The organism is Acinetobacter sp. MYb191 (assembly GCF_037572605.1).
Classification (GTDB): Bacteria; Pseudomonadota; Gammaproteobacteria; order Pseudomonadales; family Moraxellaceae; genus Acinetobacter; species Acinetobacter johnsonii.
The window spans coordinates 277,160-291,831 of sequence record NZ_JBBGZP010000013.1; the positions used below are offsets into that span (position 1 = coordinate 277,160).

Consider the following 14,672-nt stretch of genomic DNA (forward strand, 5'->3'; position numbering starts at 1 on the left):
GATCTGCAATTATTGGGTAAAACCAAAATCGACTGCTGGCAGAATTTTGCCGCTGACTTCACCAAAGCCAATACGCAAATCATCTTTTTCACAATAGCCTTTCATAATGACGGTATCACCGTCTTGAATGAAGTTACGTTGTTCGCCATTTGATAGCGTTAAAGGTTTGGTCGCATTCCATGTGATTTCGAGTAATGAACCATAAGAATCTGGGGTTGGTCCTGAAATGGTCCCTGAACCCATCAAATCACAGACCTGTAAGTTACAGCCCGCAATCGTATGATGTGTGAGCTGCTGAGCCATGGACCAGTACATATATTTAAAGTTGGTTGTGCAGATTACATCGCTCTGGTCGTCATTCTCAGGCTGAATTTCAACCGAAAGATGAATGTCATAACTATTGCTGCTGTTGTCTTCACGCAGATAAGCCAAAGGTTTCGGCTCTTGTTCAGGTGAACTGGTTTTAAATGGCTCAAGTGCTTCCAGCGTCACAATCCAAGGTGAAATAGACGACGCAAAAGTTTTGGCATTAAACGGACCAAGTGGCACATATTCCCATTGCTGCAAGTCACGAGCAGACCAGTCATTAAACAGCACCATACCGAAAATATGATCCCAAGCGTTTTCAATTGGAACAGGTTGACCCAACTGACTTGATTTACCTACGATAAAGCCAGTTTCCAGTTCAAAGTCGAGTTTACGACAAGCAGAAAATACAGGACGTTCTGAATCTGGCAGCTTGATTTGTCCTGATGGACGGACAATGTCAGTGCCGCTCACAATGACTGAGCTGGCACGACCGTTATAACCAACAGGGAGTTCTGACCAGTTGGGCAGCAGAGCATTTTTCGGGTCACGGAACATGCAACCGACATTGGTGGCATGTTCTTTAGATGAATAGAAATCGGTATAGCCTAGGATGTGTACAGGCATATGCATTTTAACGTCTGATTGTTTGAAGAAAACTTGATCACGCAGGGCCTGATTGTCACGAAGTTCAGGATTATCTGCAGATAACAAAGCTTGTAATTCTGCGCGAACTTTAGACCAATTGGCTTGACCTGATTCAATAAACATATTCAATGTCGGTTGATTAAAGAGCAGTTTGCTATCTGCCAGTTTGCAATAACCATGCGCTTCCAGTACCGCCAGATCAACCACCCATTCTCCTAGTGCTACGCCGGCACGAGGCTGCGAATTGTGTTTTTCACTAAAAATGCCATAAGGCAGGTTTTCTAGCGGGAAATCTGAATGTGCAGCGATTTCAACAAATGACTTCAAGCGTTTGCTCATGGATATTGATCCTTTCCGTGGAAAATTTAAGTTCTAGATAGAATCATACTTATATTTTAGAATTACGCAATAAATAATTTATTTATGAATAGTGTAAATTGTTAGGCTATACTACTCTGAATGAGAGAGTCAGGTTTAGATGGCTCACATTTTTGATTTAAGTAGTACAATTCACCGATGGAGTCATGAAAACTAATGCAGCTATGCAGGGTAAAGCGATGAGTGTTGAGGAAGAAAAAATACAGGGAGGGGTTCAGTCTCTGGAAGTTGGATTAACCGTATTAGATGCATTAACCGCACATAATGCACCGATGATGTTAAAAGAGCTGTCCGAAGTTTTATCCATGCATCCAGCCAAAGTACACCGTTATGTGGTGAGTTTGATTCGTAAAGGCTATGCTCAGCAATTAACGGATGGGCGTTATAGTTTAGGTGAGCGCGCACATGCTTTTGGGGTGAATGCACTCAAGCGAACAGATATGCTGGAATTAAGCCAGCGTTATATTCAGGACATTCAGCAACGTCTGAATTGCAGTATTCATGTGAGTAAATGGTTTGCCGATGGCGCAGTCGTGGTTCAGTCTTTAGAATCTAACCATGTTTTTAATATTATTACTCGAGTTGGTTCACGCATGCCGCTGCTGAAATCTGCGACAGGGCGCTTGCATGCCTGCTATCAGCCCGAGCACATCATCAAGCCATTATTGGAAAAAGAATGGGAAAGTAGCGCTAAACCAGAGCAGTATCCTGCAAATTGGGAAGATTTTTTAGAGCTAAAAGCGAAAATCCTGAGTCAAGGTTATGCTTCAGTCACAGGAGATATGATGGCTGGGATCAATGCGATTAGTATTCCAGTCTTTAATTTCACGCAGCAACTGGATCATGTCATTACTTGTATTGGCACAGAAGATCAGTTACCCGAAGGACAAATACAGCAAGCAATTGATTATGTACTTGGCGTACAGCGACAGATCGATGCTTTATTTCGTCCAGCTGCTGCCATATAAAAGCGTCGATTACATTGAAAAGATGAATTAAGTTTTAAATCCACCCTCTGGTGGATTTTTTTATGGGGTTGTGGAGGCAGACAGTCGAAATATTTGCTTTTTTGCCACGCTATCTAAAGGAAAAGGGGAAATTAGGAACTAGATAGTGACATTGAAACCCACAGACTTAGGTTGCCTGGATTCAAATTCTGAAAAATAACGATAAAAAAGGCTTCTAACCCTAGAGTGAGAAGCCTAAGTGAACATGATATATTTTAAGTAAGCATGGACTCAGCCGAGCTTGCCGCTTTAAGCACAGTTGCCATCGACTCAGCCACATAATCAATATTGTTTAAATTCAGGCCAGCAGTACACATACGGCCGCTGCGGACTAAATAAATACCATAATCTTGTTTCAGCAAATCGACCTGTTCTGCACTTAAGCCCGTATAACTAAACATGCCTTGTTGCTGGGTCAGATAGCTAAAGTCCATATCTGGTAAAGCTTGACTGAGTTTGTCTTCAAGTAAGCGACGCATCAGTAGAATACGCTGACGCATTTCTTCTAATTCAGACTGCCATAGCTGAGACAATGCTGTGTCATTTAATACCTGACTCACCAATAACGCACCGTTAGCTGCTGGGCTAGAATAAATGCGACGGACTGTCGCTTTAAGCTGGCCCAATACATTTTGGGCAATGTTTGCGTCATCGCAGACAAAGCTCAAGCTACCAACGCGTTCGCCATATAAGGAAAAGATCTTGGAAAAAGAATGGCTGACAATAAAGTTCATACCAGATCGATCTAGCGCGTGTATCGCATAAGCATCTTGCTCCAAGCCTTGACCAAAGCCTTGATAGGCCATGTCCAAGAAAGGAATCAAGTCATTTGCTTTTAGAACCTCAATCACTTGATCCCATTCATGGGGGGCTAAATCTGCACCTGTCGGGTTATGACAGCAAGGATGCAGTAGTACGATACTTTGAGCAGGTAGCTGCCTTAAGGTATCTAGCATTGCCGTTAAATTTACGGCATGGGTGTCCGCATCATAATAAGGGTAGAAATGGGTTTGAACACCAGCGCCATTAAAGATCGCAATATGGTTTTCCCAAGTCGGCTGACTGACCCAGATCTCGGACTGCGGAAAGTATTTGTTCAAGAAGTCTGCACCTACTTTGAGTGCACCAGAACCACCTAAAGTCTGAATGGTGACGACACGCCCTTGCTGACGGGCAGGGCTAGCCTGACCGAAAATGAGTTCTTGTGCAGCCTCATTAAAGCTCTTGAGCCCATCCATCGGCAAATAGACTCGGACTTTGTCATAGTCAGGAATTAAATGCGTATAGGCTTTTTGAACCGACTGTAGCTGCGGCACGATATTATCTTCATTATAATAAAGTCCGATACTGAGATTGACCTTATTCTGGCGCGTATCTTTGCTGAATTCCTCCATCAGAGAAAGAATCGGGTCACCTGCATAGGCATCAATATGTTGAAACATGAATACATCCTAATATGATAAATACGATATTACGCTTCTGGTAAGGAAGTGATTTTACTTTTTTCAAGCAACGCAACATGATCTTCTTGCTTTCGTTTAAAGAGATAAGCCGTCAGTAAAATTGCAATCCAGACTGGAATCATAAGAACTGCAATTTGCATATCTGGGCTACGGCTCATAATGAGCAGAATACTCGCCATGAAGGCAATACATAAATAATTGGTAAATGGATAGGCCACACTTGGAAAGTGAGTTTTTACCTGCATGCGATTCATGGCTTTTTTAAACTTTAAATGTTTATAAGAAATCACGACCCAGTTAATCACAATAGCCGCTACGACCAGCATCATGAGTAAGTTAAATGCTTTTTCAGGAAATAAATAGTTAATCAGAACACATATTAAAGTAAAGAAAGCTGAAACCATAATGGCATTTACAGGAATACCACGCGGATTAATTTTGCTTAAAAATTTTGGGGCATTGCCCTGTTGTGCCAGACCAAGCAGCATTCGGCTGGTACAGTAATTGGTGCTGTTATAGACAGAAACAGCCGCAGTCAAAACCACAAAATTCAAAACAGCGGCCACGGTCTGGCTGCCTAAAGAGTCGAAAATCAATACAAAAGGACTACCGCCTTCAGCCATCATATTCCATGGATAAAGCGACAAAATTACGACTAGGCTCAAGATATAAAACAACAAGACGCGGTAAACAATTTGATTGACGGCTTTTGGGAGGGTTTTTTGAGGGTTATCTGTCTCTGCTGCTGCAATACCTACCAGTTCAATTCCACCGAAAGCAAACATAATCATGGCCATAGCCATCACTAAACCTGTAATACCATTGGGGAAGAAGCCACCAAGCTGCCATAAATTTTGTAAGCTAGACTGGCTATGACCACTACCGCTAGCCAACAAGTAACTACCAAAAGCAATCATGGCAATAATTGCCACGACCTTAATGATGGCTAGCCAAAACTCCATTTCACCAAATAATTTCACGTGCAGTAAATTAATGACATTAATGAAAATAAAGAAACCCAAAGCAGAAACCCACGTTGGAATATCAGGCCACCAGTAATGGATATAGAGGCCGACAGCACTGAGTTCAGCCATACACACTAAAATATTGAGTACCCAATAATTCCAGCCAGACATAAAGCCCGCAAATTTGCCCCAGTATTTATAAGCAAAATGACTAAAAGAACCACTCACGGGTTCATGCACAATCATTTCACCGAGTTGGCGCATCATGAGAAAGGCAATTAGGCCTGCGATGGCATAGCCTAAAATAACAGAAGGTCCTGCGAGTTTGATGGTTTGTGAAATACCGAGGAATAGCCCCGTGCCGATAGAACCACCGAGGGCGATGAGCTGAATATGACGATTACTTAAACCTTTTTTCAGGTTTCCTTGTTCAATATGCTGCATTTTTATTCTTCATCCATGTGAGATAAAGCCCTGAACCATGATGATGTTTAGTTATTTTTATATTGTCATCGGAGCAGACTTTAATTTTACGAGTATAGTTCTTGCGCAAAAGTTAAATTTCCCTGTACATAAAACTATATGTACAGGGAAATTCTAGAAATCGTTTAAGCTTTAGATACATCTAAAACGCCACGTTTAATTTGGTCGCGTTCAATCGACTCAAATAGCGCTTTAAAGTTGCCTTCACCAAAACCGTCGTCATCTTTACGCTGAATAAATTCAAAGAAGACAGGGCCTAACATATTTTGAGAGAAAATTTGCAAGAGGAGACGTTTATTACCGTCTTTAGTATTGCCATCCAGCAAAATGCCACGTTTTTGTAGCTCATCAGCAGGTTCGCCATGGTTAGGCAAACGTTCATCTAGCATTTCATAATAGGTATTGGGTGGAGGTGTCATGAATTTGGCACCTAAAGCTTTGAGTTTGTCCCAAGTGCTGATTAGATCATCACAAATGAAGGCAATATGCTGAATACCTTCACCGTTAAATTCATTGAGGAATTCAGCAATCTGACCATTTCCTTTATCCGAATCTTCATTCAGCGGAATACGGATTTTGCCATCTGGCGCCGTGAGTGCCTTGGACGTCAGGCCAGTATATTCACCTTTAATATCGAAGTAGCGAATTTCTTGGAAGTTGAAAATCTTTTCATAGAAATCAGCCCAATACTGCATACGGCCTTTATACACATTATGGGTCAAATGGTCGATTTCATATAAACCTGTGCCGACAGGATTGGATGCTACATCATCAAAGAAGATGAAGTCATTTTGGTAAATGTCACAATCGACAAGGAAAATAGGAGAGCCGCCAATCCCTTTAATTGCTGGGATATTTAGCTCCATCGGACCAACTTGGTTGTAAATTGGTTCTGCACCAATTTCTATCGCCTTTTTAAATGCCTTTGCCGCATTCTTGGTGCGGAAACCCATTGCACAGGCAGAAGGGCCATGTTCTTTATAGAAATAAGCTGCATACGATTCAGGCTGATAATTTAGAATGATATTAATCTTGCCCTGACGCCATAAATACGCATTTTTCGACTTATGCTTTGCCACTTTGCTGAACCCAATGGTTTCAAAGACCGCATCTAGCTGACCATCTTCAGAAACAAATTCAATAAATTCGAATCCACACAGTTCTAATGGGTTGGCTAATTCATTCATACAACGTCCTCATTTCTTTTTTAAGCAATCCTATTGCTTATCTTTTTAACGATTCCTTTCAGAGCCAACGGACTGGTCGCTACAATTTTAGAGCGAGAGAGACAAATCCGTTTGTCTGACATGGGCACCTGTTCTGCAGCATTCTCAATGTTGAGTGAACAAGTGTAGAAGTTTTAATTCATCATACTTGATCCAGATTATTATTCAATACGTAATTTAATTACGTAATAAATAAAATTGGTAAATGATTGACCTATAAATTAAATTAATATTATTCATAAAAATATTTTTTAAAATAGGGCGCTTTGTTATACCAAGATTTCAGGATGAAATCTGTGCTATAGGACTAAAATAGAAGGGAAAAATTGTGTATGAAATTTGGCTCATTCAGTGCATCTATTGAGAACAGCTATTTGAAAATGAAACAGCCAAGCAACTGATTTGATAACGAAAATTAATTGTAAAAGATCAAGAACAGTTTGACTTACTAAAACCTGATTTGAAAACCCAGATGTAGGTGTCGCCGCGAGCGAGTTTGATTACGCTGAATTTTTTGCATCAGCTTGAGCGGCTGTTGAATCAGCGTCCAAGTTTGAGAGGGGATTATTAGTATCTGGGCGCGGTGAATCGAATTTTTAGTGTTTATGATTAGGCTTAGAGAGATTGAAAACAACCATAAAATGGTGCGCTCTGCGGGACTCGAACCCACGTCGGTCGCTTAGGAGGCAACTGCTCTATCCAGTTAAGCTAAGAGCGCAAAAGTGGGGTTAATGTAGCTGATTTTACTCAAAAAAAATAGTTATTGCCGAAACAATAACTATTTAAAAATGAATATTTTATGCTTTTCTATACAGAATTTTGTATAGAACGAACATTAATACGATCCAGATTGGAATCATGATCACAGCGCCGCTTAAACCTTGAGTCCACATGATGTAAAGCACTACAGCAATAAATCCAAGCACAAGGTAGTTACTGAAAGGCGACCAAAGTGCAGGAAATAATGGTTTTTTTGCTTCGCTTTTCATGGCCTTCATAAATTGAAGATGAGTTAAGCTGATCATGGCCCAGTTCAATACCAAAGCACCAACAACAATATAAATTAAGTTGCTGAGAGCATCTTCTGGCGCAAAATAATTCAACAGTACGCAACCGAAAATCAGTAAAGCAGAGAACAAGACTGCTGGAATTGGCACACCTTGTTTATTGGTTTTACTGAAGATTTTAGGTGCATTGCCTTGCTGTGCTAAACCAAACAGCATACGGCTGTTAGCATACATACCGCTGTTATATACAGAAAGTGCTGCAGTCAAGATAATAAAGTTCAGTAAATGCGCAGCCCAACCGATACCTAATTGACTGAAGATCATTACAAATGGACTTTTATCTAAGCCGCCAAGTTGTAATTCATTCCAAGGAACAAGCGATAATAAAATGGTCAATGAACCCACATAGAAAATGAGGATACGGAATACCACTTGGTTGATTGCTTTAGGAATTGATTTTTGTGGGTTATCAGCTTCTGCTGCAGCCATACCAATCAATTCAATACCGCCAAAGGCAAACATGAGGAAGGCAAGCATATAGAATAGACCTTCAACGCCATGCGGGAAGAAGCCGCCATGAGACCAAAGGTTGCTGAATGAAGCCGTGGAATCTGCGCCTGCCGTAGCCAAAAGATAAAGACCAAATACAATCATGGCGACGACGGCTGTGACTTTGATGATAGCTAACCAGAACTCTGATTCACCGTAAAATTTCACATTACCTAAATTGACTAAGGTAATGATCACAAAGAAGGTGAGAACAGATGCCCATGCAGGAATATGAGGCCACCAGTAGTTGATATACTTCGCAACAGCGGTCAGCTCGGTCATGGCCACCAGAACATATAGAATCCAGTAGTTCCAACCAGCCAAAAAGCCTGCAAATTTGCCCCAGTATTTGTTTGCAAAATGACTAAAAGAACCTGCTACAGGTTCCTCAACGATCATTTCCCCGAGTTGACGCATGATTAGAAATGCAATTAAACCACCAATTGCATAGCCCAAAATAATGGATGGGCCAGCAGATTCAATCACATGTGCGGAACCTAAAAATAAGCCAGTACCAATTGCGCCGCCCATGGCAATCAATTTAATATGACGGTTCTTTAAGCCACGCTGAAGTTGAGACGACTCTTTATTCAAGTTATTTCAGCCCGACAATGGATAAGTGTTTCCGATTGTAATAGATCGCGAAGAAATCGCATAGTAGCTCAAAATTCATGAAAAAAAGTTATTATTCATATGAAAAATAATGTGTAATGAATTGTAAATAAAAAACATATGAATCAATATATTAATTTTATTTAAATTATCAAATCAGGAATTTTATTTGGAAACCGGACGTTCACAAATGATGTTTTTTTAGACTTAAGTCTGTATTTTACGTAGGCATAGGGAAAAAAGGTATGATGAGCCTAAGTTAAATCAGATCTTTTGACTTAACACAATGATAAATATGAAGGATTCAATAAAAATGAGTTTTGCACCGCAAATCAAAATTCCAGCAACGTATATGCGTGGAGGGACCAGTAAGGGCGTATTCTTTAAATTAGATGATCTCCCAGAAGCCGCGCAACAGGCTGGACGCGTTCGAGATCAGTTATTGCTCCGTGTAATTGGTAGCCCCGATCCTTATGCAAAGCAGATTGATGGTATGGGTGGTGCAACATCGAGTACCAGTAAAACGGTGATTTTAGCGAAGAGCCAACAGCCCGAACATGATGTCGACTATTTATTTGGGCAGGTGTCGATTGATCAGCCTTTTGTCGACTGGAGCGGAAACTGCGGTAACTTAACCGCTGCGGTGGGTTCATTTGCAATTTCAAATGGTTTGGTCGATGCTGCACGTATTCCAGAAAATGGCATCTGCACAGTCCGCATTTGGCAGGTGAATATTCAAAAAACCATTATTGCACACGTACCTATTACGCAGGGGCAAGTTCAAGAAACAGGTGATTTTGAACTTGATGGTGTGACATTCCCAGCGGCAGAAGTGCAAATTGAATTTTTAGATCCAGCCGATGATGGTGAAGATGGGGGTGCAATGTTCCCAACAGGGAATTTGGTTGACACTTTAGAGGTTCCAGAGATTGGTCGCTTTCAAGCAACGTTTATCAATGCAGGTATTCCGACCATTTTCTTAAATGCAGAAGACATTGGCTACACGGGGAGTGAATTACAAGACGCAATTAATGGCGATGCTAAAGCTTTAGCGCGTTTTGAAACCATTCGTGCCTATGGTGCAAAACAGATGGGGCTGATTCAAGACATTTCTGAAGCTGCCAGTCGTCAACACACGCCTAAAATTGCTTTTGTTTCTAAGCCAAAACAATATGTCTCGTCGAGTGGTAAAATCATTATAGAGCAAGACACCGATTTATTGGTTCGTGCACTTTCTATGGGTAAATTACACCATGCGATGATGGGGACAGCAGCTGTTGCCATTGGTACCGCAGCAGCGATACCAGGAACCTTGGTCAATTTGGCCGCGGGTGGTGGAGCACGTGAAGCCGTTCGTTTTGGTCATCCTTCAGGGACCTTACGTGTAGGAGCGCAAGCGATACAAGAAAAGGGTCAGTGGGTAGTGAAAAAAGCTGTCATGAGTCGTAGTGCTCGCGTGTTGATGGAAGGTTGGGTGCGTATTCCAGCGGAAAGCTTGGATTAACGCGATGTAAAAAGCCTCTTTCTGTAGAGGCTTTTTTATGTCAACTCTAGGTCTGTGATAAGAAGGCTAAAAATAACTAAGACCATGAGCAGTGAATTTTAGAGCTTGATTGCTTGTGTAATGGTTGCTTGAAATAGTAGAAAAGTCATTCTTATCACCTCGTCTGCAAAAATTAATAGAATACTGTGCCTTGTTTGTGCTTTTGGCATAGAGAAAGCGGGCAGAAAGCAGTATCATGCCAACAGATCATTTCAAATGATCGGCTCAGGCAAACTGAGTACCAGATTAATTTATCCTATTGTTATTCGAGGCGAATGTGTCAGCACTAACCGACGTATCAGCAAATGCACTCCAACAGGCTCAACAACGTATTCACGATGATTTATTGACGGCACTTGATGCTTTTTCAATTCCGGAACCGTTAAAGAGTGCTGTGCATCATGCGGTCATGTTAGGTGGCAAACGTGTGCGTCCTGCGCTGTGCTATGCCACGGCACATTTAAATCCAAACAATAATGCAGCAGCCGTGCGTCGTGCCGCGGTGGCTGTGGAACTGATCCATTGTTATTCCTTGGCACATGATGATTTGCCGTGTATGGACAATGATCTTTTGCGTCGTGGTCAGCCGACCTGTCATGTGGCTTATGGTGAAGATACAGCTTTGCTTGCGGGCGATATCTTGCAGTCCATGGCATTTGAAATTTTAGGTAGTCGACTGTTTGATGCTGGCCCAGTGGTTGATCAGGGTATTGTACTGAAGCAGATGCAAATTTTAGCGACAGCGAGCTCTAAAATGGTGTGTGGACAAGTCCTTGACCTACAAGCCGAAGGTAAACGCGTCGATCAGGCCGCACTTGAAAATATCCACCGAAATAAAACGGGTGCATTGATTTCTGCTGCGGTGATGATGGCCGCGGTGACTGTATTTGACGGTTGCGATCAAGCGATTCCAAACTTACGCGAATATGCACAGGCAATTGGTTTGGCTTTTCAGGTGCAAGACGATATTTTAGATATCATTTCAAATACAGATGTACTGGGTAAAACTGCAGGGAAGGATGAGCAAGTCGAAAAATCGACTTATCCAGCCTTGATGGGGCTAGGTGCTGCACAAGAGTATGCCAAGACTTTGCATGATCAAGCCTTTGCTGCTTTGGCTTATTTCCCAACGGATGCGGCAGCAGAACTTAATCAGATTTCACAATTTTTATTGGCCCGCCAAAGCTAAGTTTCAGTGGTTCGTTTAAAAAGAGGACATAGCGTGTCCTCTTTTTAATGCTTGTTCGTTAGAGGCTTGAGTTTTTCCTCAACCACAATAAAAAAGACAGCTCGAAAGCTGTCCTCATTTAATCAAACCAAGCATCAGTTAGATGTCTTTACGTCCCATAACACCACGGATGGTACTTAAAATATCGGCTGGCAATACCACTGTTTTAGCATTGTTCGATTTAGACATGTCTTGCATCGCTTTGACATATTGTTCACCCAATAAGTAAGCCACAGGAATTTCCTTGTCGCCCACAGCCGAAGTGACCATTTCAATGGCACGTTGAGAAGACTCTGCTAAGACCACTTGTGCTTCTGCGTCACGACGAGACGCTTCTAAACGGCCGTCTGCCTCTAAAATCGCTGCTTGTTTTTCACCGTCTGCTTTGGTCACGGTCGCACGACGTTGACGCTCAGCCGCCGCTTGAGCTTCCATTGCTGCTTGCATGGTTGAAGAGGGTTGAATATCTTGAATTTCAACGGTTTTGAGGGTGATGCCCCAGTCTGAAATATCATCCGAAATGGCTGCTTTAAGTTTGGCTTTAATGTGATCACGAGACGATAGCGCATCATCGAGATCCATTTCACCAACGATTGAACGCAGTGACGTTTGCACTAAGTTTTGAATGGCCCATGTATAGTTTTCAATTCCATAGACAGCATTTACAGGCGTGGTGATGTTGATATAGGCCACTGCATTCATGAGCAAAACGGCATTATCGCGGGTAATCACTTCTTGAGAGGGAATGTCTAATACAATGTCTTTGGTCGTCACTTTATAAGCCACTTCATCGACATAAGGAATCACAAAGTTGAGACCTGGATTCAACGTGGTATGGTATTTACCCAGACGTTGCACGATCCATTTATAACCTTGTGGAACAATACGGACACCTTTAAAAATGGTGACAGCGGCAAAAGCCAAAATTGCTAAAACGACAATAAATCCACCAGACATATGCTTAACTCACTTTTATCTATTTTCGTTGGTTGAGAGATGTGCTTTGACCATTAAATCATTGCCCAGTATTTCAACGACACGCACTCGGTCGCCGACGTGGACTTTATCTAAAGTACGACAGTTCCATTCATCTGAACCGAGTACTGGAATGGGGAAGCGAACGCGAATGTGTTCATTTTCAGGACTCGCTTGAATCACCATGCCAATTTGACCGATGGTTGCTTCGCGAGACAGTCCTGCTTTGGTTTTGTCAGTCGAAAGCGGTTTAATAAACTTAAACCAAAGTAAAGTGCATAAAATCGACAAAATAATCCACGTCACAAACTGCGTGGTAACGCCCATCATTGGGAACATCCAGTACAGAATACCGACCATAATGGCCGCAATACCGAACCACAATGCGGCAAAAGCAGGCAGAATCAGCTCTGATAACATTAACAGAACGCCCAATACAAACCAGTGCCAAGGTTCAAAAGCAAATTCCATACATCTACTCATATATTCGTTATAGGGATATAGATGCAGAAGCATCTATATCAATTTAGCAGATGAATAAGTCTTTGAATATTAAAAATCAAATTTTTTAGAATTTGGCTTTAGGGGCAGGTTTAAAAGCAGCTGGGGTCTTTTTAAAATCGCCTATGGCTTTTTCAATCGATTTAATTTTGAGCTGCGCGGCTTTTTCACCTTCTAAAATAGATTGATTGCTGGCTTTTAAGTCCAAAGTACCCAAGTGTCCGACTTTGGGTTGAATCACCACAGTCGCTTGGCTCAATTCTTCATTGATGCTTTGCTGCCCCATAATGTTAATGGTTTGGTCTAGCAAGCCCCACATATTGAGGGGTTTGTTGCCGACAGGGCGCGCTGAAATATCAATCGCGATCACAATATCAGCGCCCATGTCCTTGGCTGTTTTGACTGGAATTGGGCTGACCAGACCGCCATCAACATACTTGGTTCCACCAATCACCGCAGGTACAAAAATGTTCGGAATACTGCATGAAGCACGTACTGCTTGGCCTGCATTGCCTTTGATAAAATCGGCTTTACGTCCAGTGTCAAGACGGGTCGCCACCGCAGCAAAGCGGATAGGGAACTGTTGAATCGGTTTGTTGCCAACGTGTTTATTGACATAGTCTTGCAGTTTTTGACCTTGAACAAACCCTTGGGAATTGAGGGTTAAGTCTCGAATGTCCGATTCTTTTAAGGTCAAGGCAATTTGCTGAAGTTGGAAAGGCGTTTTACCACTGGCATAGATACTGCCCACAAAACTTCCCGCACTGGTTCCCGTGACAATTTTAGGTTTAATACCATGCGACTCTAAAACTTTAAGCACCCCAATGTGTGCAAAACCTTTGGCACCGCCACCGCCGAGTGCAATCGCAATCACAGGTTCGCGGGCTTGAACGGGAGTTGTGGTTGGTGTTTTCTTTGATGCAAGATCACATCCTGCCATAGTCAGTGTGAGTGCACCAATCAGAGATAAACGAGCAAAATTCATGGTCAAAAGTACTAAAACGCAAAACAAATAATGGTGCACATCTCAGCAGATTCGACCTTGATTTACTAGCTATTTTTTAAGCGTTTTTGTAAAGGCTTGGCCAACCATTTTGGGTTCTTCGCTGAAAATTTGCCGATATACAGATCTAAAATATGTTCTAGGTCTTGCTCAAAATCCCCAGTAGGATGAAACACACCCAAGCAGTGGATGGTTTTTTGCGCATAGTCAAAGGAAAACATCACAATTGGAATCTGTGCACCATGCGCAATGCGATAAAAGCCACTACGGATAGATTCGGCTTGCTTACGTGTGCCTTCAGGCGCCATACCGACCCAAATTTTTTCTTTGCTGTGAATAATATCGATAATGTCTTGGGTTAACCCTTGAGCATGGGTACGATTGACTGGAATTACGCCAACCCACTCAAGTAAAGGTTTCAGAGGGGTATGAAACAAACTGTTCTTGCCAAAAATAGTGATTTGCAGGCCCAAACCCAATAGAGCTGTAAAACCATGCCATGCATCGATATTTGAGGTATGTGGTGAGATAATTGCTACCGCTTTAGGCAGGTTGGGAAATTCACCAACAAAGCGCCAACCTTGCGCCAAATAAAGCCGCTTAAAAATAGCGCGAGTGAATGCAGATGAGTTACGACTTGGAACTTGATCTGGTAGCTCTGGAAAATATTGGTTCATTGTTATTATACTCAATCGACCAAGATGTATATCCTCTCATCATAAGCACTGATTGGCTTGAATTCATTGGCAAAAAAAGTGAACGGATAGCGATCTCAGAT

General features: G+C 42.0%; 12 protein-coding genes and 1 tRNA gene. 3 read left to right on the forward strand and 10 right to left on the reverse strand.

Going from position 1 to position 14,672, the window contains the following annotated elements; genetic code table 11:
* Nucleotides 1-9 precede the first annotated feature (9 nt).
* Nucleotides 10-1,293 (reverse strand): fumarylacetoacetase, encoded by a 1,284-nt coding sequence (gene fahA / locus WH214_RS08245; RefSeq protein WP_339421487.1) that lies wholly within the window; start codon nucleotides 1,291-1,293, stop codon nucleotides 10-12.
* A 185-nt stretch (nucleotides 1,294-1,478) separates the two neighbouring features.
* Here fahA and WH214_RS08250 point away from each other — a divergent pair, with 185 nt between their 5' ends.
* Nucleotides 1,479-2,300 (forward strand): IclR family transcriptional regulator, encoded by an 822-nt coding sequence (locus WH214_RS08250; protein ID WP_339421486.1) that lies wholly within the window; start codon nucleotides 1,479-1,481, stop codon nucleotides 2,298-2,300.
* 254 nt (nucleotides 2,301-2,554) lie between these two features.
* On the opposite strand, the gene WH214_RS08255 is transcribed toward WH214_RS08250, so the two are convergent.
* The 5 genes from WH214_RS08255 to WH214_RS08275 form a co-directional block, all read right to left on the reverse strand.
* Nucleotides 2,555-3,781 carry an amino acid aminotransferase gene (locus WH214_RS08255; protein ID WP_339421485.1) on the reverse strand — a complete coding sequence of 409 codons (1,227 nt, stop codon included), beginning with the start codon at nucleotides 3,779-3,781 and terminating at the stop codon, nucleotides 2,555-2,557.
* A 29-nt stretch (nucleotides 3,782-3,810) separates the two neighbouring features.
* Entirely contained in the window at nucleotides 3,811-5,211 is a 1,401-nt protein-coding gene (locus tag WH214_RS08260) for an amino acid permease (protein ID WP_339993173.1), read from the reverse strand.
* Nucleotides 5,212-5,375: 164 nt separating this feature from the next.
* A complete protein-coding gene (gene hppD / locus WH214_RS08265; protein WP_058952181.1) occupies nucleotides 5,376-6,437 on the reverse strand; it encodes a 4-hydroxyphenylpyruvate dioxygenase in 1,062 nt (353 codons plus the stop codon).
* A 681-nt stretch (nucleotides 6,438-7,118) separates the two neighbouring features.
* Nucleotides 7,119-7,194 (reverse strand) — tRNA-Arg (locus tag WH214_RS08270).
* A gap of 79 nt (nucleotides 7,195-7,273) precedes the next feature.
* Nucleotides 7,274-8,626 (reverse strand): amino acid permease, encoded by a 1,353-nt coding sequence (locus WH214_RS08275; RefSeq protein ID WP_339993176.1) that lies wholly within the window; start codon nucleotides 8,624-8,626, stop codon nucleotides 7,274-7,276.
* A gap of 331 nt (nucleotides 8,627-8,957) precedes the next feature.
* Here WH214_RS08275 and prpF point away from each other — a divergent pair, with 331 nt between their 5' ends.
* Both prpF and WH214_RS08285 read left to right on the forward strand, forming a co-directional pair.
* The gene (prpF, locus tag WH214_RS08280; RefSeq protein ID WP_004981278.1) at nucleotides 8,958-10,148 is read left to right on the forward strand and encodes a 2-methylaconitate cis-trans isomerase PrpF; all 1,191 of its coding nucleotides are present in this window, start codon (nucleotides 8,958-8,960) and stop codon (nucleotides 10,146-10,148) included.
* Between the two features lie 316 nt (nucleotides 10,149-10,464).
* Nucleotides 10,465-11,376, forward strand: coding sequence for a polyprenyl synthetase family protein (locus tag WH214_RS08285; RefSeq protein WP_339421484.1), 912 nt, complete (start codon nucleotides 10,465-10,467; stop codon nucleotides 11,374-11,376).
* A gap of 138 nt (nucleotides 11,377-11,514) precedes the next feature.
* Here the strand turns inward: WH214_RS08285 and WH214_RS08290 are convergent, their stop codons facing one another.
* From WH214_RS08290 to WH214_RS08305, 4 genes are all read right to left on the reverse strand, one after another.
* A complete protein-coding gene (locus WH214_RS08290; protein WP_004981272.1) occupies nucleotides 11,515-12,372 on the reverse strand; it encodes an SPFH domain-containing protein in 858 nt (285 codons plus the stop codon).
* A gap of 15 nt (nucleotides 12,373-12,387) precedes the next feature.
* Nucleotides 12,388-12,861, reverse strand: a complete 474-nt coding sequence (locus tag WH214_RS08295; RefSeq protein ID WP_004981271.1) for an NfeD family protein — start codon at nucleotides 12,859-12,861, stop codon at nucleotides 12,388-12,390.
* Nucleotides 12,862-12,958: 97 nt separating this feature from the next.
* Complete coding sequence (locus WH214_RS08300) at nucleotides 12,959-13,876, reverse strand: patatin-like phospholipase family protein (protein ID WP_339421483.1); 918 nt, start codon at nucleotides 13,874-13,876, stop codon at nucleotides 12,959-12,961.
* 65 nt (nucleotides 13,877-13,941) lie between these two features.
* Nucleotides 13,942-14,571 (reverse strand): 1-acyl-sn-glycerol-3-phosphate acyltransferase, encoded by a 630-nt coding sequence (locus WH214_RS08305; RefSeq protein ID WP_339421482.1) that lies wholly within the window; start codon nucleotides 14,569-14,571, stop codon nucleotides 13,942-13,944.
* Nucleotides 14,572-14,672: the final 101 nt, after the last annotated feature.

Coding starts and splice junctions, on each gene's coding strand:
- WH214_RS08295 (WP_004981271.1), bottom strand. CDS start 12,861: ATGGAATTTGCTTTTGAACCTTGGCACTGGTTTGTATTGGGCGTTCTG.
- hppD (WP_058952181.1), bottom strand. CDS start 6,437: ATGAATGAATTAGCCAACCCATTAGAACTGTGTGGATTCGAATTTATT.
- WH214_RS08305 (WP_339421482.1), bottom strand. CDS start 14,571: ATGAACCAATATTTTCCAGAGCTACCAGATCAAGTTCCAAGTCGTAAC.
- WH214_RS08250 (WP_339421486.1), top strand. CDS start 1,479: ATGAAAACTAATGCAGCTATGCAGGGTAAAGCGATGAGTGTTGAGGAA.
- prpF (WP_004981278.1), top strand. CDS start 8,958: ATGAGTTTTGCACCGCAAATCAAAATTCCAGCAACGTATATGCGTGGA.
- WH214_RS08290 (WP_004981272.1), bottom strand. CDS start 12,372: ATGTCTGGTGGATTTATTGTCGTTTTAGCAATTTTGGCTTTTGCCGCT.
- WH214_RS08300 (WP_339421483.1), bottom strand. CDS start 13,876: ATGAATTTTGCTCGTTTATCTCTGATTGGTGCACTCACACTGACTATG.
- fahA (WP_339421487.1), bottom strand. CDS start 1,293: ATGAGCAAACGCTTGAAGTCATTTGTTGAAATCGCTGCACATTCAGAT.
- WH214_RS08260 (WP_339993173.1), bottom strand. CDS start 5,211: ATGCAGCATATTGAACAAGGAAACCTGAAAAAAGGTTTAAGTAATCGT.
- WH214_RS08255 (WP_339421485.1), bottom strand. CDS start 3,781: ATGTTTCAACATATTGATGCCTATGCAGGTGACCCGATTCTTTCTCTG.